At 54.8% G+C, this 20,278-nt stretch carries 19 protein-coding genes; 11 read left to right on the forward strand and 8 right to left on the reverse strand.

All coding sequences use genetic code 11. The features are described from left to right. Positions 1-41: 41 nt before the first annotated feature. Positions 42-827, forward strand: coding sequence for a 3-hydroxybutyrate dehydrogenase (locus GGR91_RS04550; RefSeq protein WP_183940485.1), 786 nt, complete (start codon positions 42-44; stop codon positions 825-827). Between the two features lie 15 nt (positions 828-842). Here GGR91_RS04550 and GGR91_RS04555 read toward each other — a convergent pair whose 3' ends face one another. The 3 genes from GGR91_RS04555 to GGR91_RS04565 all read right to left on the reverse strand — a co-directional run bounded on the left by GGR91_RS04555 (position 843) and on the right by GGR91_RS04565 (position 3,188). Next, on the reverse strand, positions 843-1,262 hold the full coding sequence (locus tag GGR91_RS04555; protein ID WP_183940487.1) for a hypothetical protein: 420 nt from the start codon (positions 1,260-1,262) through the stop codon (positions 843-845). 152 nt (positions 1,263-1,414) lie between these two features. After that, positions 1,415-1,573 (reverse strand): hypothetical protein, encoded by a 159-nt coding sequence (locus tag GGR91_RS04560; protein WP_183940489.1) that lies wholly within the window; start codon positions 1,571-1,573, stop codon positions 1,415-1,417. A 13-nt stretch (positions 1,574-1,586) separates the two neighbouring features. Then, the gene (locus GGR91_RS04565) at positions 1,587-3,188 is read right to left on the reverse strand and encodes an isocitrate lyase (protein WP_183940491.1); all 1,602 of its coding nucleotides are present in this window, start codon (positions 3,186-3,188) and stop codon (positions 1,587-1,589) included. Positions 3,189-3,337: 149 nt separating this feature from the next. Here GGR91_RS04565 and GGR91_RS04570 point away from each other — a divergent pair, with 149 nt between their 5' ends. After that, positions 3,338-4,753 (forward strand): helix-turn-helix domain-containing protein, encoded by a 1,416-nt coding sequence (locus GGR91_RS04570; protein WP_183940493.1) that lies wholly within the window; start codon positions 3,338-3,340, stop codon positions 4,751-4,753. 3 nt (positions 4,754-4,756) lie between these two features. On the opposite strand, the gene GGR91_RS04575 is transcribed toward GGR91_RS04570, so the two are convergent. Continuing rightward, positions 4,757-5,434, reverse strand: a complete 678-nt coding sequence (locus GGR91_RS04575) for a response regulator transcription factor (protein ID WP_183940495.1) — start codon at positions 5,432-5,434, stop codon at positions 4,757-4,759. A gap of 230 nt (positions 5,435-5,664) precedes the next feature. On the opposite strand from GGR91_RS04575, the gene GGR91_RS11615 reads away from it, so the two are divergent. The 5 genes from GGR91_RS11615 to prsR all read left to right on the forward strand — a co-directional run bounded on the left by GGR91_RS11615 (position 5,665) and on the right by prsR (position 11,843). Further along, positions 5,665-6,108: a TonB-dependent receptor plug domain-containing protein gene (locus GGR91_RS11615; protein ID WP_246337047.1), complete on the forward strand. Its 444-nt coding sequence runs from the start codon at positions 5,665-5,667 to the stop codon at positions 6,106-6,108. Beyond that, a complete protein-coding gene (locus GGR91_RS04580; RefSeq protein ID WP_246337048.1) occupies positions 6,081-8,030 on the forward strand; it encodes a TonB-dependent receptor in 1,950 nt (649 codons plus the stop codon). The genes GGR91_RS11615 and GGR91_RS04580 overlap by 28 nt, the downstream gene beginning before the upstream one ends. Positions 8,031-8,159: 129 nt before the next feature. Continuing rightward, on the forward strand, positions 8,160-8,387 hold the full coding sequence (locus GGR91_RS04585) for a hypothetical protein (protein WP_183940497.1): 228 nt from the start codon (positions 8,160-8,162) through the stop codon (positions 8,385-8,387). Continuing rightward, on the forward strand, positions 8,388-10,481 hold the full coding sequence (gene prsK, locus GGR91_RS04590) for an XrtA/PEP-CTERM system histidine kinase PrsK (protein WP_246337049.1): 2,094 nt from the start codon (positions 8,388-8,390) through the stop codon (positions 10,479-10,481). It begins immediately after the preceding gene. Beyond that, a complete protein-coding gene (gene prsR, locus GGR91_RS04595; RefSeq protein ID WP_183940499.1) occupies positions 10,482-11,843 on the forward strand; it encodes a PEP-CTERM-box response regulator transcription factor in 1,362 nt (453 codons plus the stop codon). Between the two features lie 36 nt (positions 11,844-11,879). Here the strand turns inward: prsR and GGR91_RS04600 are convergent, their stop codons facing one another. Together GGR91_RS04600 and GGR91_RS04605 are read right to left on the reverse strand one after the other, a co-directional pair. After that, a complete protein-coding gene (locus GGR91_RS04600; protein ID WP_183940501.1) occupies positions 11,880-12,221 on the reverse strand; it encodes a GntR family transcriptional regulator in 342 nt (113 codons plus the stop codon). Between the two features lie 47 nt (positions 12,222-12,268). Continuing rightward, on the reverse strand, positions 12,269-12,838 hold the full coding sequence (locus GGR91_RS04605) for a nitroreductase family protein (RefSeq protein ID WP_183940503.1): 570 nt from the start codon (positions 12,836-12,838) through the stop codon (positions 12,269-12,271). 133 nt (positions 12,839-12,971) lie between these two features. On the opposite strand from GGR91_RS04605, the gene GGR91_RS04610 reads away from it, so the two are divergent. The 4 genes from GGR91_RS04610 to GGR91_RS04625 are packed head-to-tail and all read left to right on the forward strand — an operon-like array spanning position 12,972 to position 17,976. After that, on the forward strand, positions 12,972-14,504 hold the full coding sequence (locus GGR91_RS04610; protein ID WP_183940505.1) for a peptide MFS transporter: 1,533 nt from the start codon (positions 12,972-12,974) through the stop codon (positions 14,502-14,504). Between the two features lie 51 nt (positions 14,505-14,555). Then, entirely contained in the window at positions 14,556-15,959 is a 1,404-nt protein-coding gene (locus GGR91_RS04615; protein ID WP_183940507.1) for an amidohydrolase, read from the forward strand. Next, positions 15,956-17,248, forward strand: coding sequence for an amidohydrolase family protein (locus GGR91_RS04620; RefSeq protein WP_183940509.1), 1,293 nt, complete (start codon positions 15,956-15,958; stop codon positions 17,246-17,248). The genes GGR91_RS04615 and GGR91_RS04620 overlap by 4 nt, the downstream gene beginning before the upstream one ends. Positions 17,249-17,298: 50 nt before the next feature. Beyond that, entirely contained in the window at positions 17,299-17,976 is a 678-nt protein-coding gene (locus GGR91_RS04625; RefSeq protein WP_183940511.1) for an NnrU family protein, read from the forward strand. Here GGR91_RS04625 and GGR91_RS04630 read toward each other — a convergent pair. Further along, positions 17,973-18,968, reverse strand: a complete 996-nt coding sequence (locus GGR91_RS04630; RefSeq protein WP_183940513.1) for an aldo/keto reductase — start codon at positions 18,966-18,968, stop codon at positions 17,973-17,975. The two genes, GGR91_RS04625 and GGR91_RS04630, sit on opposite strands and share 4 nt — an antisense overlap. Then, positions 18,955-20,199 (reverse strand): dicarboxylate/amino acid:cation symporter, encoded by a 1,245-nt coding sequence (locus GGR91_RS04635; RefSeq protein ID WP_183940515.1) that lies wholly within the window; start codon positions 20,197-20,199, stop codon positions 18,955-18,957. Before GGR91_RS04635 ends, GGR91_RS04630 begins: the two co-directional genes overlap by 14 nt. Between the last annotated feature and the right edge of the window lie 79 nt (positions 20,200-20,278).

Below are 20,278 nucleotides of genomic sequence, written 5' to 3' on the forward strand. Positions count from 1 at the left end.
AACGCAAATAATGATCATCCCTAATGCAAAGGCTATCTCCCATGTTCCTCCAAGGCAAAACGGCGCTTATCACTGGTTCAACATCTGGCATTGGTCTGGGTTATGCGCGCGCACTGGCGGCCGAGGGCGCCAATGTGATGATCAACGGTTTTGGTGATGCGGATGCCATTGAAGGCTATGTGGCGGAACTCGCCGCTGCAAGTGGTGGGAAAGCACTCAATTCTGGCGCTGATATGATGAAGCCAGATGAAATCAGGGCGATGGTCGCCGAATGTAGCGAGAAACTGGGATCGCCTGATATTTTGATCAATAATGCGGGTATCCAGCATGTTGCGCCGGTTGATGAATTCCCTGAAGATAAATGGGACGCCATCATGTCGATCATTTTGTCGTCCGCGTTCCATACCACGAAAGCTGCCTTGCCCGCGATGAAGGCAAAGCGGTGGGGCAGGGTCATCAACACCGGTTCGATGCACAGCCTTGTCGCGTCACCGTTTAAGTCGGCGTATAATGCGGCAAAGCACGGCCTTGCGGGCTTTAGCAAAACCGTTGCGCTTGAGGTCGCGACGCAAGGCATAACCGTCAACAATATCTGCCCGGGATATGTGTGGACGTCCTTGGTTGAAAACCAAATTCCCGACACGATGAAGGCACGCGGATTGACGCGCGAACAGGTTATCAACGATGTGTTGCTGGCCAACCAGCCGCAGAAAAAATTTGTTCAGGTTGAACAATTGGCGGCTTTGGCGGTGTTTCTGTGCCGGGATGAGGCCAGCGCGATTACCGGAACGAACCTATCGGTCGATGGTGGCTGGACCGCCCAATAAATCTTGGCTTCTGGGTTAGCGGCCAAAGGGCGCGTTAGTCGCCATCGCCCTCTCGTCTAGGGCAGCTGCGCCCGGCACGGCAAATACCGGCGGTGTATAGCCAATTTTGTTCTTTCGGGGTGTGTCCGGATTTTCTCTGTCTGATCGCGGAGATACGCCAAATGGCAACCCGAAATCAGCTTGAATTGGCCGGCCGTCAATGGTTGGCGCGCCGGTTATAAATTCAACAGAAACCCCCGAATCGAATGGAACAGGCGGCGGGGATGGTGGCGGAGAGGGGAACGGTGCTGTTGGCTCGGGCGGCGGCGCGTTAACTTCCGGGTTCGCTATGTCTGCGGCTTCGCGGGGCGCCACGGGATTGCCCTGCGGAATGACCACGGTGATGAACCCGGTGACCGACAGAACCCCAAGCAACAGTTTTAGAGTATTATCCACGTGCCCCAGCCTGTTTGGTTGCACGGGGGGTATACCAACGGCCTTAAGAAAATATTAGCGACAATGCGTTGGCCCATAGAAAAAACCGCCGACATTCCTGCCGGCGGTTAGGTGTTTTCCTCCCCAGGAAAACTCGTAAAATATAACTGCGGTTATTTGCCGCCTGCGCTCCCCAAACGGTGGTAGAGGCGGGCAAATTTAATCGACTCCGGCTGATCCTTTATCGCTTCCAGATAGTGGACCAAGGCCTGCCTCAAAAGTGTGAGGTCCTCGGTCGACAAAACGGCGCGTGCGCGTGCTGGCTCGCTCATGACTTCACCTTTCTTACGCTGCGTTGCTGAACTGGTTCATGGTGTTGTCTTTACCACCGGCCTTAAGCGCGGCTTCACCAGCGAAATATTCCTTATGTTCGTCGCCAATGTCGGAACCCGACATATTCTGGTGCTTAACACAGGCGATACCTTGGCGGATTTCCTTGCGCTGAACGCCGGCAACATAGCCAAGCATACCCATTTCGCCGAAATAATCCTTCGCCAGATTGTCCGTGCTCAATGCCGCGGTGTGATATGTTGGCAAGGTGATTAGGTGGTGGAAAATGCCCGCACGCTTGGCAGAATCGCGCTGGAAATTCTGGATCCACATGTCGGCTTGGGCGCCCAATTCGGTTTCGTCATATGACGCGCTCATCAGGTTTGCGCGGTCGTAAGCCGACACGTCCTTACCTTCTGCAGCCCAGGCGTCGAACACTTGCTGACGGAAATTGAGCGTCCAGTTGAAGCTTGGCGAGTTGTTATACGCCAATTTGGCGTTGGGAACGACTTCGCGGATACGGTCGACCATGCCGGCAATCTGTTCGATGTGCGGCTTTTCGGTTTCGATCCAGATAAGGTCAGCGCCGTTCTGCAGTGATGTGATGCAATCCAGCACGCAGCGGTCTTCGCCTGTGCCTGAACGGAACTGGAAAAGGTTCGAAGGCAAACGCTTTGGCTTCAAAAGCTTCCCATTGCGGTTCAGGATGACATCGCCATTCTGCGCTGTGCTCGGGTCGATTTCTTCGCAGTCGAGGAAGCTGTTGTACAAGTCGCCAAGGTCGCCAGCTTCTTTCGATACCGCGATCTGCTTGGTAAGGCCTGCACCCAAGGAGTCCGTGCGCGCAACGATGATGCCTTCAGGAACGCCCAGTTCGAGGAACGCGTAGCGGCAGGCCCGAATTTTTTGCAGAAAATCTTCGTGCGGGACGGTAACCTTGCCATCTTGGTGGCCACATTGTTTTTCGTCCGAAACCTGATTTTCGATCTGCAAGGCGCATGCACCCGCTTCGATCATCTTCTTGGCCAGAAGATAGGTCGCCTCGGCATTGCCGAAACCTGCGTCAATGTCCGCGATGATCGGCACGACGTGGGTTTCATGATTTTCGATTTTGGCAAGCGCCTGCGCTTCCTTGGCCGCATCATTAGCTGCGCGTGCGTCATCAAGGTCCTTGAACAGAAGGTTGAGCTCACGGCTGTCTGCCTGACGCAGGAATGTGTAGAGTTCGCCGATCAGGGCAGGGACGCTCGTCTTTTCATGCATCGATTGGTCGGGCAATGGGCCGAACTCGCTGCGTAGGGCCGCAATCATCCAGCCCGACAGATAAAGATAACGCTTTTTGGTTGTGCCGAAATGCTTCTTGATCGAAATCATCTTCTGCTGGGCAATGAACCCGTGCCAGCAACCGAGCGACTGCGTATACTGCGCAGGGTCTGCATCATAAGCCGCCATGTCTTCGCGCATAATTTTTGCGGTGTAGCGCGCAATGTCGAGGCCCGTCTGAAAACGGTTTTGCAACTGCATACGCGCCACGGACTCTGCGCTAATCGAGTCCCAAGTGCCATTGTTCGCGGCTATGTGCGTGCTGTTTTCAGCAATGAGCGACTGGTACGACATTTACAATTCCTTCGGTAACCTGATTTATGCTGCAGTTATGCGGTTGTAATGGTCAAAGGACGAGTCAATTTTGTAATATTTGTTGTGTTATGGTGCGGATAATCTAAGGTTTAATTGTAAATCTGTAATATAACTTACAAGGCACTGCCATGAGTGAACAAAAGCTATTTGCCGGTCATGCCGTCCGCAGAATCCGTCGCGCAAACGGACTGACACAAGGGGCTATGGCTGATGCGCTCGCGATATCGGCGTCTTACCTAAACCTGATTGAGCGCAACCAGCGGCCACTCACGGCCACCTTGTTGCTGAAACTCGCGCAGTCATATGACTTCGACCCACGCACACTGACTGGCACAACCCCCGGCGGCGGCGTTGAGGCCATTCGCCGCCGGTTGAGCGATCCCATGTTTGCCGATTTGTCCGTCGACCGAACACAGGTGGAAGAATGGATTGCCGCCAGCCCTGACGCAGCCGAAGCGTTTGCCCGCGCGTTTGACCGCTTGTCGGGCGGTTCGCATGGCGCGGCGGGCACATTGCAAGGCGGCGCAAGCATTGAACCTGAATCCATCGCATCGGCGCGGCGCGAGATAGAACGCTGGCGCAACCATTTTGCAGATTTGGATTCGCAAGCTGAAAATCTCGCGGATGAGCTGCGTCTTAATAATGCGGACCTGTATGGCGCGATTACTGAACGGCTGCGCGTGAAGCATCAGTTGTCGATACGGATATTGCCGTTCGATGTAATGCCTGACCGATTGCGCCGGTTGGACCTCCATGCCCGGCAATTGCAGTTGTCGGAGCTATTGGATCCGGCAAGCCGCACATTCGCCGCCGCCTTGCAACTTGGTATGTTGGAGGCAAAGGCGGAGGTTGAGGCGCTCGTTTCCGGCGCCTCATTCACCGAACGGGCAGGGGAACGTCTCTACCGACGCCATTTGCACAGCTATTTCGCGGCAGCCGTCATGATGCCTTACGCCCGCTTCCTGCGCGCCTGCGAAGCGACTGGCTATGATCTTATCTTGCTGCAACGCCGGTTTGGGGCGGGTTTTGAACACGTTGTGCACCGCCTAACGACTTTGCAGCGGGTGGGGCAGCGCGGGTTGCCATTTTTCATGCTGCGGATTGATCGGGCCGGGCAGAGCAGTAAGCGTTATGCAGGGGCGAGTGCATCACCGTTGGTGGAGACGGACCGTCGGTGTCCCTTGTGGCACGTGCACAATGTTTTTGCACGACCGGGCACGCTGTTGCCGCATCTGGTTGAGCTGGAGGACAAAAGCCGCTGGTTCACGCTGTCGCGCACGGTGCACCCACAAACGGCTGTGAGTGGCGGCGTTGAAGCTGAATTCGCCATTTGTTTGGGTATCGATGCCAAGCTGGCGGCACCCTTGGCCGCGGCGCGGGGCTGGGATTTAGGGGACGCGGCAGCGACGCCGATCGGATTGGGCTGTCCTGCGTGCACGCGATCGGACTGCCCGCAACGCAGCGCGCCGCCCGCGGGACGCGTGCTTGTTTTCAACGAGCGCGAGCGCGGGTTGTCGCCATTTGCCTTTGATCAACAGGCATAACCATTAAGGCCGGTCGAAAACATAGCCTGCCGACCGAACCGTACGGATAGGGTCTGGACTGCCAACCTGGACAAAGGCTTTGCGCAGGCGACCAACCCATACGTTCACAGTTTTATCGTCAACTATGTCGCCATCTTTGCCGAGAACTCGAATGAGGTGCTGGCGTGAAAAAACGCGATCGGGATTAGCTGCAAAATGGGCCAATAAGCGAAATTCTGTCGGTCCAAGAGGCAGGGATTGGCCGTTATATTGGGCTCTAAAGGTCGCTGTGTCGACGATCAGCCGTCCATGAATATATTTGTGGAGGTCGTGGCCTGCGTTTCGCGCAGACAACTGAAGCGCAAGCCTGCGGCTTAGCGTTTTAGCGTCGAACGGCCCAATGATATAATCGTCTGCGCCGGCGTCCAGCGCGCGCCGCTGGCTGGTTTCGTCTGCATGTTCCAGGACAAGCGTCGTATGACATTGCTGGCCAACGTCGGTGGCTTTTAACTGGCGGCAAAACTCTAGACCGGACTTGTCAGGAAGAATCCAATCAACAAAGCAGAGAATGTTTTGCGTTTCGGGCAGAGATATAATGTCGGACGATCCGGTCAAAAACCGAACGTCTGGGTACTCTGCGGTCATGTCAGCTATCAGTTCCGCATCGCCGCCTGCGATTAATACATAAATATCGTCGTTCATGTTCATCCACCCGGTTCTGCGGATGAGATGCAGATAGCTAATGACAAGTTCGTGACCGTTATGCGTCACTTTGGTGTCGACTTTTTTCTGTAACGTTGGCGTCACCAAAGTGTCGGTGAAGTGTCGCGGGGGTGCAACTCACGACGTCTAGCGACCTCCTTGCAAATGCACCCGGGGCGAATCGAAATGAATTCAAGCGTCCCGACAACGATTAGCAACAGGGATTTATTATGAAGCGCACCGTCTCTCTCCATCTGGTTTCGTTGGCTGCGATCGCCGCTTTCCAGACCACTACGCCCGTATTCGCGGCGGTCGATGACGCTACCCGGCAGGACAATTCCGGCCTGGTCGACATTGTGGTAACGGCGACGAAGCGTGAAACCAATCTACAGGACACGCCGATTGCTATCGCGGTCATGAGCGACGAAGATTTGAAGAAGCGCCAGGTACAAAGCTTGTTGGATCTCGCAGATGGCGGAATACCATCGCTGCGCGTGGCGACATTTGAATCACGTCAAACAGCGCTAACAGTCGGCATGCGGGGTATTGTTCCCGGTGACGCCAATCAACCCGCCCGCGAACAAGGCGTAGGCGTCTATATTGACGGTGTGTATTTGGGGCGCCAGCATGGTCTGAACGCTGGCTTTTGGATGTACAGCGCATTGAGGTTCTGAAAGGTCCGCAAGGAACCTTGTTTGGACGCAATACCGAAGGTGGCGCAGTTAACATTGTCACGCGCGCTCCAACTGGTGAGTTCGGTGGTCGTGCGTCCGCCGGTATGGGCAATTTCGGTGCATATAGCGGCCAGATACGTATCGATCTTCCTGAAGTCGCTGGTTTCGCGTTCAAAATTGACGCCGGTCTGCAACATCAGGATGCAACGACCAAAAACCCATTGGAGGGACAAGTCGGGTGGAATTATTTCCATCGCTATGGCGGTCGGATAGCGGCACGGTGGGAACCGACGAACACGATTACAGCCGATTTTTCGGCCGATCTCGGTCGCGATCAAAACACCGCATTTCTTAGCCAGCTGATCAATTATAATCCCACCAATCGCCCCATTGCGACGCTTGCGCAGATTGTAGCCAACAGCAACCGCCTTCCTTCGGGCTTTGTTGCGCCGCTTCCTTCGTTGTTGAAGGTGCAACCTGACCGCGTTAGCACCGCTGACATCGGCGTGCCGCAACAGCCCAGCGTGGGCAAAACCTTCGGCGTTGTCAGCAACATCAAATGGCGGCCGTTTGACGGTATCGAAATTCGCTCGATTACAGCATGGCGCACCGTCAGCGACCGTCAGTTTGATAATTCCGGCGGTGCTAACCGGACTCCGACATTCCTTCCGAATGCCACGTTCAGCCGCTATAGCCTTGCGACGTTAGACCAACGTCAGTTCAGCCAGGAAATACAAGCTGTCGGTAATACCGATACCGTCGATTATGTTCTGGGCCTCTATTATTTCAATGAACGGGCCAACGACACTGCCCGTACCCCGAATACGAACCGTTGGAATGCCGACGGAACAGCGTTCAGCATTGTTGATCCGGCGACCTATCCACTTGCGGTTACAGCACGTGCGAGCATCGCATTTGCCAAAAGCTACGCCATATATGGGCAGGCTACCTACACGCCCGAACAATTGGAAAGCTTGCATGTGACGGTCGGTGGTCGCATTACGCGTGATGACAAGAACGGACAGTTGTTCACGGTAAATGGTGCATCCACCAACTTCACCTTCGACCAACGCAATACGCGTATTGATCCGTTGGTGACAGTCGCTTGGGATGCCTCAGATGCCGTCAATCTATACGCAAAATATGCGACGGGTTACCGTGCGGGTGGCGCAAGTTCACGTTCTTTGAACTACCGCGCATTCGGCCCTGAGTCCGTAAAGTCTTATGAAATTGGCGCAAAAACCGAATTGTTTGATCGCCTCGTCCGATTGAATCTTGCCGGTTATATCATGGACCGGACCGACAGTCAGGTCGATTTCAACTTCTTCATTCCGCAAACCAATGGGACAGTCCGCAACACGCTGGAAACCGTAAATGCGGAAGGCGTAACCAAGATTAAGGGTATTGAGGCGGACTTGACCGTCAGGCCCACCGACAGCCTGTCTTTCGGTGTATCTTATGCGTACACCGACGTGAAGATTCCACCCGCACGCAATACCGTGCAGGAACAGCTTAACGCGTCGCTGACACCCGCGGTGACTACGCCAGTGTTTCAGGACGTCTATGTCGTATATACACCCAAGCACGCTGTATCAGGGTCGATTGACTTTGAAACACCAGTGGGCGGAGCAGGCGCAGCGGCAAAGCTTCACTTGGACGCCAACTACAGCTCGCCATCCTTCACGTTCGATAATGAAAACGTCAAAAATGAAAAAGCGTTTCTTATGAACGGCCGGCTGTCACTTGCAGACATTCCAATGTCCGGAAATGGCCAGCTGTTAACGGTCGCTTTATGGGCGCGTAACATGTTTAATGAATCGCATATCTATCGTCGTTCAAATGCAAATGGTCCGGTTCTGGGCGATTATGCGAACTTCAATGCGCCGCGCACGATAGGCGTTGAAGCTACCGTCAACTTCTAAGGGTACGTCCCCCAAGACTAAGGGGTGCTGCAGCAATGCCGCACCCTTTTTTTTGACGTGACTGCAGACTGTAAAATTAATCGACACTTTACCATTGCCCGTTAGCAAAGCCGACATGGACGCGGCGCGATGATACGGCTTTTTAGGCATTACATACCTTATGGGGTGCTTTTTCTGGCACTTATCGACCTAGTTCTTCTCGTTGCCGCGGCAGAAACCGCATGGGCTATGCACGCGCATCAGATCGGGATGCAAGTCGGCCATATCGTAGATTATGTTGAGAAGCTTGGCACAAGCGAAGTCGTGCTCGCGTTGGTAGATCGACGAAATGCATTGTGGCTGGATGGTGCACGGTAAATGATTGCGCTGCTTTCATCGGTATCATTATGGGGTCATTTGACGGCGGGCTTCGCATACACTGCGCTCGCGATTTGGTTGATTCACCAATATTCGGTTAAAAACCGTGCCCAAGCGCACTTGATATGCGCCATGGCGCTGACCGCTATGTGGGCATATGTGGCAACGTTCGTCGGGCCATTCAGTCTACCGGCGCAAATGGCAGAAACCGCGCGCAATCTGGCGTGGCTTGGCTTCATGTTTTATCTACTGCGCAGTAGCGACGGTCAGCAGCAGCCGCGCACAATCAACATGATTTATGCTGCGCTCTTATTTGTATTAATCTCGCAGCCGATTTTTGATGCTTTGGCCGGGGGCCTCGTTATCGGAAGCCAAGGGGCGGCATATGCGATGCAATCCGCCATATTGATGCGTATGATTTTCGGCGCCGGTGCGCTGGTCTTGGTCCACAACCTGTATTCGGTATCTGCACCCGGAACGCGTTCGGGCATGAGCCTACCTATGGCTGCTTTGGCGGCGATGTGGACGTTTGATCTCAATCTTTACACGATCAGCTATTTGACATCCGAAATCTCGGCGGAGCTTGTGTCAGCGCGCGGTTTAGCATCGGCGTTGTTGGCACCGATATTCGTGATAGCCACGCTGCGTAACAGTGACTGGCGCCTCCAACTGTCGCGCACGGTCGCATTTCATTCCGCGTCTCTGCTTGCCATTGGCGCATATTTGATAGCGATGGTTGTCCTTGCGTCAGCCATCGAAATAATCGGCGGTACATATGCTGGCCTTGCCCAACTGACCTTGATATTTGGCATGTCGATTTCGGCGCTGTTGATCCTGCCCTCGGGGCGCTTCAAGGCATGGCTGAACGTCATTATCGTGAAAAATTTTTTCCAGCATCGTTATGATTATCGGTCGGAATGGATGCGCTTTGCAGACACCATTGGTTTCCCGTCGCACGATGCAGCGCCATTTTATGAACGAGTCATCAAATCGCTGGCCGATATCTTTGACAGCCCGGGCGGGCTCATATTTGTGCCCAACGATGAAGGGCGGCTAACGCTGCAAGCGCGATGGAACTGGTCAACAGCGCAGATCCCCGCAAGCTGTGTAACGTCTCAGACGATGCCCTTTTTTGAATCGACTGGGTATATCTTGGCAATGGATGATGTGCGGGCGGGAAAAGACGTTCGCTGTGACCCTCGGGCCGTGCCGCAATGGCTATATGACGAGGATCGCGCATGGGCGGTCGTCCCTCTCGTGCATTTCGGAAAGCTTGCTGGCCTTGCTGTGTTATCGCGGCCACGCCTTCCGCGTGCTCTCGATTGGGAAGATCTGGATATGCTGCGGGTTGTTGGGCGGCAGCTGGCCAGCTATCTGGCCGAGGCGGCAAGCCAGCAAGCGCTTGCGGAAAATCGTCAATTCGAACAATTCAACCGGCGCTTTGCGTTCGTGATGCATGACATCAAAAATCTGGTGAGCCAGTTAAGCATATTGGCGCGCAATGCTGAAAAGCATGCGGATAAGCCGGAATTTCAAGCGGACATGGTCGACACATTACGATCTTCGGTCGACAAGATGAATGAGTTATTGGCGCGACTTTCCCAGCACAACAAAACCAAACATAATCCGCCCATCGCCGTTGATATTGGTGAGACGGTTATGAATGCGGTGCACAACACCCGGCTTGTTTATCCGGTCGAGGTGCAGCTTGCGCGCGGGTTATTCGTATTAGCTGATCCATCGCGTGTTGAAACTATCATTGGCCATCTCGTGCAAAACGCGATTGAGGCGACACCCGACGGAGCGCCTGTAAAAATCACATGCAGAGCGCAGGGCAACCAAGCGGCGGTGAACATAATCGACACAGGTATAGGGATGTCCGAAAGCTTCATTGCCGACCAGCTGTTCAAACCGTTTGAGTCCACTAAAAAAAGTGGTTTTGGCATTGGCGCTTACGAGGCCCGCGCCTTGGCGCTGTCCATGGGCGGCAATCTGCGGGTGAACAGCAGACCGGGCAAGGGCACAGTCTTCACGCTGCTGTTGCCCTCGGTCATCGCACATAGCGACAGCGCCTCACACCAGGAACCAGCATAAATGACCGAACACCGGCAAAAGCTACTCATTGTGGAAGATGACCTTGGTCTTCAGAAGCAGCTCAAATGGTCGTATGAAGGGTTTGACGTCTTTTGCGCGTCCAATCGCGAAGACGCGCTGACCTTACTGCGTGCGGAAGAGCCTGATGTGGTCACGCTAGACCTCGGACTGCCGCCTGATCCCGATGGCGTTACCGAAGGCTTCGCCGCCCTCGACGAAATGTTGAAACTGAAGCCTGATACGAAAATCATTGTCGCCTCGGGACATGGCGCACGCGAGAGCGCGCTGCAGGCTATTTCGGCTGGTGCTTGGGATTTTTATCATAAGCCCTTGGATATTGACGAGCTTCACCTGATCGTTCGGCGGGCATTTCATGTGCGTGAGCTGGAGGTGCAGAACGCATTGTTGCAGCAACCCGATAGCGACGGTGCGTTGTTGCTGGGAACAATACTCACAGCATCGCCGGAGATGGTGAAGGTCGCACGTACCATAGAGCGGATAGCCCCAGCCGATATCTCGGTTTTGCTGCTGGGTGCCAGCGGCACGGGAAAGGAATTGCTGGCGCGCGGTTTGCACAATGCCAGCGGTCGGCGCGATAAGCCATTCGTCGCCATAAATTGTGGCGCAATACCTGATAATTTGCTGGAATCCGAATTGTTCGGGCATGAAAAAGGTGCGTTTACCGGCGCTGTTAAAACGACCGAGGGCAAGATTGAGCTGGCACATGGCGGAACGCTCTTTTTGGATGAAGTGGGCGACATCCCGTTAGCGCTGCAGGTAAAACTGCTTCGTTTTCTTCAGGAGCGCAATATTGAGCGTATTGGAGGCCGCAAAGCTATTCCCATTGATGTCCGTGTGGTCTGTGCCACACATCGCAATCTCAGCGAGATGATATCGGATCAAACTTTCCGCGATGATTTGTTTTACAGATTGGCGGAAGTCACCATCAATATTCCACCGCTTACCGCGCGCACGGGGGACGCAATTTTGTTGGCCAAGCATTTCGTAAGCAAATTTGCGCGCGAGATGAACCCGACGATTAAAGGCATGTCGACCGGCGCATTAGCCGCGATTGATGTTTGGAAGTGGCCGGGAAATGTCCGCGAACTTGAAAACCGCATAAAGCGGGCTGTTATCATGGCAGAGGGAAAATTCGTTACGGCGGATGACCTCGACTTTAGCGACGGGGATGAAGACGATCTGTTGCTCAACTTGAAGGCTGCGCGCGAGGCATCTGACCGCAAGGCGATTAAAAGGGCTGTTGCGCGGACAGAAGGCAATATTTCTAGCGCAGCGAAGTTACTGGGGATTAGCCGTCCGACGCTGTACGATCTGTTGAAGCAGTATGATCTGCATGTGTAGTGGGATGATAATAAAGCAAAAGCTGCGGTAAAAAAGTCAGCTAAGCGCCAGTAATTCGGCCGGATCGATACCGGCACGCTGCATTTGGGCTTTTACGTCAGGCCAAATATTGTGCATGAAATTGTCGCGCTCGAAACTGCGAAGCTTCGAAATCGCACCATTCGCAACAAACAAACCGACACCGCGCTTGACGTCCACGAGCCCGCTGTCCTGAAAAAGCTGATAGGCTTTAGCGACCGTCAACGGGTTTGCGCCTTGGTCAGCAGCAAATGCGCGAACCGAAGGCAACATGTCGCCTTCCTTATACGCACCGTCCAAAATGGCGGCGGCAATCACATCGCGCAATTTCAAATATACGGGTTTAACGTCGTTTTTCATTACGTGCTTACTGCCATAATACAGTAGGTCGCGTCAAGGCAGCACTTTTACGGCCATTGCCGAATGATATGCGACGGGTCGGGGCGTGGCCGCTCTTCAAGAGGCAGGGCCGGCGACCCCATGAAGAATAGCCCGGCAATTTGTTCGTCGCCGGTGCAAATCGCTTTGCGCACGCTGTCGTCGTAGGTCGCCCATCCGGTAATCCAGCTTCCGACAAAGCCATGTGCGTGGGCTGCATGCAGCAGGTTCATGCCGACTGCGCCAACGCTAAGTTGCTGTTCCCATGAAGGAATTTTTGCGCTTGGCTGGGGCGCATATATCAACAGAACCAACGTTGGAGCCATGCGCGATGGTGATACCGCCGCGCCAATTTGCGCAGGCCGTGCATCGGGATTGGCAGCGGTGAAGGCATGGGTGAGGAGTTCAGCAAAGGCGCTGCGGTCGGTGATCGCGACAAAACGCCACGGAAATAGCTTGCCATGGTCGGGGGTGCGCATAGCGGTCTGCAATATGCGGTTAAGTGTGGCTTGGTCGGGGCCGGGGTCCACCATATCGCGTGGTTTGCCGGACCGGCGGGTTTCGAGATAGCGCGTTACGGAGGAGAGGTCGTTGAACATTCTACTCCCATCGACGAATTTTGACGGTATCCGCAATTAAATTCTTCACACGCGCAATTTTTTCGGTAGGTTCGCCGCCAATCGTTCCTTTCAATGGAATATCAAACATAACAGAAATGAGGGGTTTCGCTCGATGGCGACATCATATGCGCAAGATGGAGATGCAGCAGGGACATTCCTTGGCCATCCCAAAGGTCTTTTCGTTCTATTCTTTGCCGAAATGTGGGAGCGCTTTTCCTATTATGGAATGCGCGCACTGCTGATTTTTTATCTGACAAAGCATTGGCTTTTTTCAGATGAAAAATCGGGTGTCATTTATGGCGCTTACACGGCGTTGGTATATATCACGCCGGTACTTGGCGGCTATTTGGCGGACCGATGGCTCGGACAACGAAAGGCGGTAACCTATGGCGCTGTATTGTTGACCTTTGGGCATCTGCTCATGGGCTTTGAAGGCACGGGCGGACAGGATGCTGCCTCGTTGAACATCTTCTGGCTCGCGTTGGCGTTCATTATCGTGGGATCGGGCTTTTTGAAGGCCAATATTTCCGTGATTGTCGGGCAACTCTACCCACGCACCGACGTGCGCCGCGACGGTGCATATACCATTTTCTACATGGGCATTAACTTGGGCGCCGCGCTCGGTTCACTATTGTGCGGCTATTTGGGCGAAACCTATGGCTGGTCTTATGGCTTCGGCGCAGCGGGCGTTGGCATGCTTCTCGGTCTGGTTGTCTTTATCGTCTTTAAACCTTTGTTGCTTGGCCGTGGTGAACCTTCCAACCCGGACGCTTTGGCAAAGCCTGTCATGGGCATTAAATTTGAATGGCTGTTATATGTTGTTGGCTTGGTGGCTGTGGTCATTTGCTGGTGGCTTGTACAAAATCAGGCTGTCGTTGGAACGTTGCTCGGCATCGCCGGTGCCACTCTGGTTGCTTATGTTTTGTGGACCGCCGTTCGTAAACTTGAACCCCATGACCGTGACCGCATTTTCGCGGCGATGTTCCTGATTATTGGTTCGATCCTGTTCTGGGCCTTGTTTGAACAAGCTGGATCGTCGCTTAATCTGTTTACGGACCGCCATGTCGATCGTGCAGGTGTTCCCGCATCAGTGTTCCAGTCGTTGAACGCCATTTACATCGTCCTGCTTGCGCCGCTGTTTGCGTGGCTTTGGACGGCGCTTGGCCGCAAGGGACTTGAACCTTCTGCACCGGCGAAGTTCGGTCTGGGCATTGTGCAACTCGGAATTGGTTTCCTCGTTCTGGTCGCAGGTTCTGCAGCCGCGGGCGCGGACAGCATGGTTCCTGTGTTGTTCATTTTCCTGATCTACCTGTTCCACACAACCGGCGAATTGTGCCTGTCGCCCGTGGGGCTTAGCGCCATGAACCGCCTCGCGCCTGCGCATCTTGCGTCGTTGATCATGGGAACATGGTTCTTCGCATCGGCTACCGGTAACTTCGCAGCGGGCCTCATCGCCTCTGCAACGGGTTCGGAAGCTGCATCGGGTGAAGGTGCTGGCCGCGAAGTCGTCATGGCTGTGTATAGCCAAATCGGCTGGATCGCGATTGGCGTCGGTGTTGCGGTTGTCGTAATTTCGCCGCTTATCAAGAAACTGATGCACCTCGACACCTTGCGTGATGACGGGCATCTTGAAGGTCAGGCATAAGCAGGCGAGGCTGCTGCCGCTGGCATTCGCCCCACAAACTGGAGTTAAGTGATGGCAAAGTTTAATGCATTGCGCAGCGCATATCTTGTGCTGCCGCTGGCTCTTATGGCCTGTTCAAACGCGGAAGGCCCAAAGACGGCTTCCGCTGCGCCTGTTGCAAATCCGGCGGAAAAGGCACCGGTGCCGTTCCCGTCGACATATAAGGCGTATCCCGGCGTTGCGACCGCCATCCGTAATGTCACCATTTACGATGGCGAAGGTGGCAAAATCGAAAATGGCGTTGTCTTCATTTCGGGCGGTAAGATTAGCAGCGTCGGCGGGCCGGACACTGTTATACCTTCGGGTACGGTTGTTGTGGACGGTGCAGGCAAGTTTGTAACACCAGGCATAATCGATATTCACTCGCACCTCGGCGATTATCCCACGCCATCGGTGGAAGCCCATAGCGACGGGAACGAAGCGACATCGCCGACTACCCCCGAAGTTTGGGCGGAACACAGCGTGTGGCCACAGGATCCGGGCTTTAGCCGCGCACTCACCAATGGTGGCATAACCGCGCTTCAGATTTTGCCCGGCTCGGCTAACCTGATGGGTGGCCGATCTGTGGTGCTGAAAAATGTCTATGCGCGCACGGTGCAGGGCATGAAGTTCCCGGGTGCGCCGTACGGTATGAAAATGGCCTGCGGCGAAAATCCGAAGCGTGTGTATGGCAGCAAGGGGCGCATGCCTTCAACCCGCATGGGCAACATCGCCGTCAATCGTCAGACATGGATTAAGGCGCAGGATTACAAGAAAAAGCGGGACAGCGGCAAGGAATATACCCGCGATCTCGGGCTTGAAACGCTTGCTGGTGTTCTGGATGGCGACATCTCGATCCAAAACCACTGCTATCGCGCGGACGAAATGGCGCTCGTTCTCGATATGGCGAAGGAATTTGGCTACAAAGTCTCGACATTCCACCACGCCGTTGAGAGTTACAAAATCGCTGATTTGTTGCGCGACAATGGCGTGTGTTCCGCCGTTTGGGCGGACTGGTGGGGTTTCAAGATGGAAGCCTATGACGCAATCCCTGAAAATGCCGCGATATTGCACAACACGGGCGCGTGCGTGATCATTCACTCGGATGATGAAAACCAGATTCAGCGTTTGAACCAAGAGGCGGCAAAGGCGCAGGCCGATGGTCGCAGAATGGGCATCAATATCAGCGATGCTGAAGTCATTAAGTGGCTGACATATAACCCAGCCAAGGCGCTTGGCATTTCGGACAACACCGGCAGTTTAAAGCCCGGTAAAATGGCCGATCTGGTGTTGTGGAATGGCAATCCGCTGAGCGTATACGCGCGTCCAGACAAGGTCTGGATCGACGGCGCGTTGATGTTTGATGCAAGCAACCCCAAAATACGTCCGGTCAGCGACTTTGAGCTTGGCCAACCCGGTGAAGGAGATGTGAAATGAGGCATTTCCTCTATGCTGCTGCCGCGCTTGCGGCTTTTGCGACACCCGTTTCGGCTGAAACCATAGCCATTACCGGCGGCCGCGTCGTCATCGGCGATGGCAGTGCACCCATTGATGGCGGCACTGTGGTCGTGCGTGATGGCGTTGTCGTTGCTGCTGGTACCGGCGTTGCAGTTCCGTCGGGCGCACGTCGCATCGACGCTTCAGGCAAATGGGTAACCCCTGGCGTTTTCGCTGGCTTTACCCGTTTGGGCCTCGCTGAAGTCGATGCCGTTAACGGCACGAACGACAAAAGTGGTGGTCGCAGCGGTTTTTCCGCAGCCATTGACGTTGCACCTGCAATTGATCCGTTCCGGTCGCCATTTGCGGTTAACCGTTCCGCCGGCGTAACGCGCGCAGTCGTGGCACCTGAAGGTGCTGCTTCTATTTTTGCAGGGCAGGGCGCCATTGCGGATCTGGGTGCGGACAGTAATCCGGTTACCAAGGCACGTGCGTTTCAGTTTGCCGAATTCGGTGAGGAGGGGGCGGATGCCGCTGGCGGAAGCCGTGCTGGAACGCATCTGCATTTCCGCGCGATGTTGCGCGAAGCGCAGGATTATGCCGCAGGGCGTGGTACCTTTGATGATGACTTGCTAAAGGCAGAAGACGCCAAGGCGTTGTTGTCTGTGCTTCGCGGCGAAACGCGTCTTTTGATCCATGTCGAAGGCGCAAATGATATGCTTCGGCTCATTGAGCTGAAACGCGACTTCCCATCGATCAAAATGGTATTTGTTGGTGTTAGCGAAGGATGGCGGGTGGCACCGCAACTGGCGCAAGCCCGTATTCCCGTTATCGCGTCGGCTTTGAACGATTTGCCAGCATCGTTTGAAATGCTGGGCGCCACGCAGAGCAATATCGGTCGCATGAAAGATGCCGGTGTGCAGGTTGCCATCGGCATGATCAATGACCGGGATTCGCACCAATTGCGGTACACGACGCAATATGCAGGCAATATCGTAAGCCTTGAGCGCGTGCCCGGTGCGACTGGCCTGACATGGGATGAGGCATTTGCAGCCATCAGCTCGGTTCCTGCAGATATCATGGGTGTTGGTGACCGTTTGGGTAGCCTCAAGGCCGGCAAAGCCGCTGACGTCGTTGTTTGGGATGGCGATCCGCTTGAGCTGTCCTCTGCGCCGACGACAGTGATCATCGACGGTGTCGAACAGCCATTGGGCAATCGCCAAAACCGACTGCGTGACCGCTATGCGCGGCCAACAGAAGGCAATTTGCCAAAGGCATATGATCGTTGACGTAATGGTCTGCTATTGAGCGAACACATCCGGGGGCGGGAGTAGAGGTTATGAGCGAATATGTGTTATTGGCTGCCGCCGCCATATTGTTTGTCGGTAGCCATTTCCTCATGTCGCATCCTTGGCGCGCGGATATGGTCAGGAGATTCGGTGCAAACGGGTTTCTGGGGCTTTATTCGCTCGTCTCGTTCGCGACATTTGGCTGGATGCTTTTTGAATTTGGGCGAGTAGCAAAAGGTGATGTGCTGTGGCCAGCGCGTGACGGCGTGTGGATGGCTGCAAGCGTGCTGACTTTGGTCGCCGCAGTTTTGTTTTCCGGATCGTTCATTCGCAATCCGTCATTGCCGGGTGTGCCCGACGCTATGGCGGGGCAAGCACCCTTTGGCGTGTTCAAGGCTACCCGTCACCCGATGATGTGGGGCTTTGCACTGTGGGGCATTGCACATATTTTGGTAGCGCCGAGGATCGACAATTTCATTTTTGCCGGAAGCTTGGTTTTCCTCGCGCTGGTGGGCTCCAAGGCGCAGGAAATCAAGAAACGCAAGCTTATTGGCGCCGAATGGGACGCGTGGCTGCGCAGGACGCATTTTGCCATCCACCCCGTGGCTTTGTTCCAAGTCGGGATCGGTCCGTGGGTTGCGGGGATAATCCTCTGGGCCGCCGCAACTTGGGCGCACCCATATTGGAATGTCGCTGGCGCTGGCTTGTTCCGGTGGTTCAGCTTTTAAAGCCGAACCATCCGCATGCCACGTTCACCGTAACGCGGACCTGCTGTCCCGCCACGCGGAGCTGCTAAATCGAGCTTGGCAAGATCGTCGGCATCAAGCGTAACATCAACGGCTTTCGCGCTATCCTCCATTGTCACGCGGCGCTTAAAGCCGGGGATCGGAACAATGTCGGTGCCTTGCGCCAATATCCATGCCAGCGCGATTTGCGCGTGTGATGCATTGTGCTTGGCCGCAATTTCACCCACGACGTCGACAATAGCCAGGTTGGCAGCAAAGTTATCACCCTGAAACCGTGGGTCTTGCCGCCGCCAATCATTCTCGGGCAGTTCGTCAAGGCTACGGAATGAACCGGTCAGGAAGCCGCGACCCAATGGCGAATAAGGCACAAAGCCTATGCCAAGTTCGCGGCAGGTTGGCAGGATTTCGTCTTCGATATCGCGTTCCCACAGCGAATATTCACTTTGCAGGGCAGAGATCGGCGCAACTGCCGCTGCACGGCGGAGCGTTTCGGGGCCTGCTTCGGACAGGCCGATATGCTTGATTTTGCCTTCGGTGATTAAATCCGCCATTGCGCCAACGGTCTCTTCGATCGGCACAGCAGGGTCGACGCGGTGCTGGTAATAAAGATCAAGGCAGTCGATGCCCAAGCGCTTCAACGTGCCTTCGACAGCTGATTTTGCATTGGTTGCAGAGCCATCCACGCCGACGATATTTCCGCCGTCGAATTTGAAACCGAATTTGCTGGCGATAACCAACCCGTCGCGTTTGCCTCTGATAGCTTCGCCGACCAGTTCTTCATTCTGGAACGGGCCATAAATTTGCGCCGTGTCGAAAAAGGTGATGCCCATGTCGATCGCGCGATGGATCGTTTTGATCGCCTCATCGGGATCGGCATCTTCACCATAAGTGATGTTGCCGCCTTTGATCATCGGCATACAACCGACGCCAATGGCGGAGACTTTCAGGCCGTGGTCAAGTTCACGATATTGCATGGGCGTTTTCCTTTTCGGGGGCTTCAATGACGGTAGCGAGCGCAACATCCATCTGCACATTGCCCGTTGTCCGGAAAATATCCGGCAGTGTTTCGACCGCGATTAACAAGGCGAGTGGTTCCACGGGAATGCCAAGCGCAATACATATTGGCGCGATTGAGGTCACAAAGCTGACCGTTCCGGGAAGACTTACCGCGCCCATTGACGTCAGTGCGGCGATAAAAATTGCGGCACCATAATCGAACGCGTCAAGCTTTATGCCAAACCAGTTTGCAACATAAAGCGCGACGGCAAGGTTCATTGCAGGGCCCGTGGCACGCAACAATGCCACCGCCATCGGCAGCACAAGGCCTGCAGTGGACTCTCGAACGCCCAACGCTTCTGACTTCTTCAACATCAACGGAAGGCTGGCCAACGAAGACTGCGTCGAAACGGCAAAGGCTTGAACAGGAGCAATCTGACGGGCAAAATCGCGCAAGCGCACTTTGCCGGCAAAAACCGCAATTGGATAAGCAAACGCGCCGACGATAATGCCGACGATGGAGACCGTGACGATATAATGCGCAACGGCGCCCAACGCGGCCAATCCAGATCGCGCGCCAACGACAAATGCCAAAGCAAACACACCGATGGGTGCGAGCTTTAGCACCCATTCGATCACGAGGATCATCGCGTCGGCAAGCGCGCTGAAAAATCCAGCCATGTGCGCCCGCGGCTCTTGCGCAAGGCGCGTTACGGCAAAGGCAAAGACGAGCGTGAAAATCAGAAGTGGCAAGATGGAGTCACTTGCGGCTGCTGAAATCGGATTGGTTGGCACCAACGCAACGACGAAATCGCGCAAACTGGGTTGTTCAGCTACCGCTGGCGCCGTTGTCAGCGCCGACCGTAAAGCGTCCGCACTTTCTTGTGGCATGGGCCAAAGTGAAAGCACCATTGGCGTCAACAGTGCGCCCAACGCAGCCGACATGAACATCATCACGACTATCCAGCTGATGGTGCGCGCTGCCATCGGCCCGGCCCGCGCGGCTTCCGCGCTTTTGACTATTCCAGTTATCACCAATGCGACCACCAACGGAACAACAGTCATGCGCAGGCCGTTGAGCCATAATGTTCCTACAATATCGAGGATCAAATCCAGCTTTTCGCCAGCGGCAGAGAACTGCGCGGTCACGAAAATGCCGAGGGCAAGGCCAATAACAAGGGCGATAAGAATACGGGTAGCGTTTGACATAGGATCGGGTCTTGCCAGCCCATCGCTCCCTATGCAAGGGAGAGGCTTAGCAGCGTGGAAATTCACAATGTGAACCGCA

The sequence above is a fragment of the Sphingorhabdus rigui genome, assembly GCF_014196595.1.
GTDB lineage: Bacteria > Pseudomonadota > Alphaproteobacteria > Sphingomonadales > Sphingomonadaceae > Sphingorhabdus_B > Sphingorhabdus_B rigui.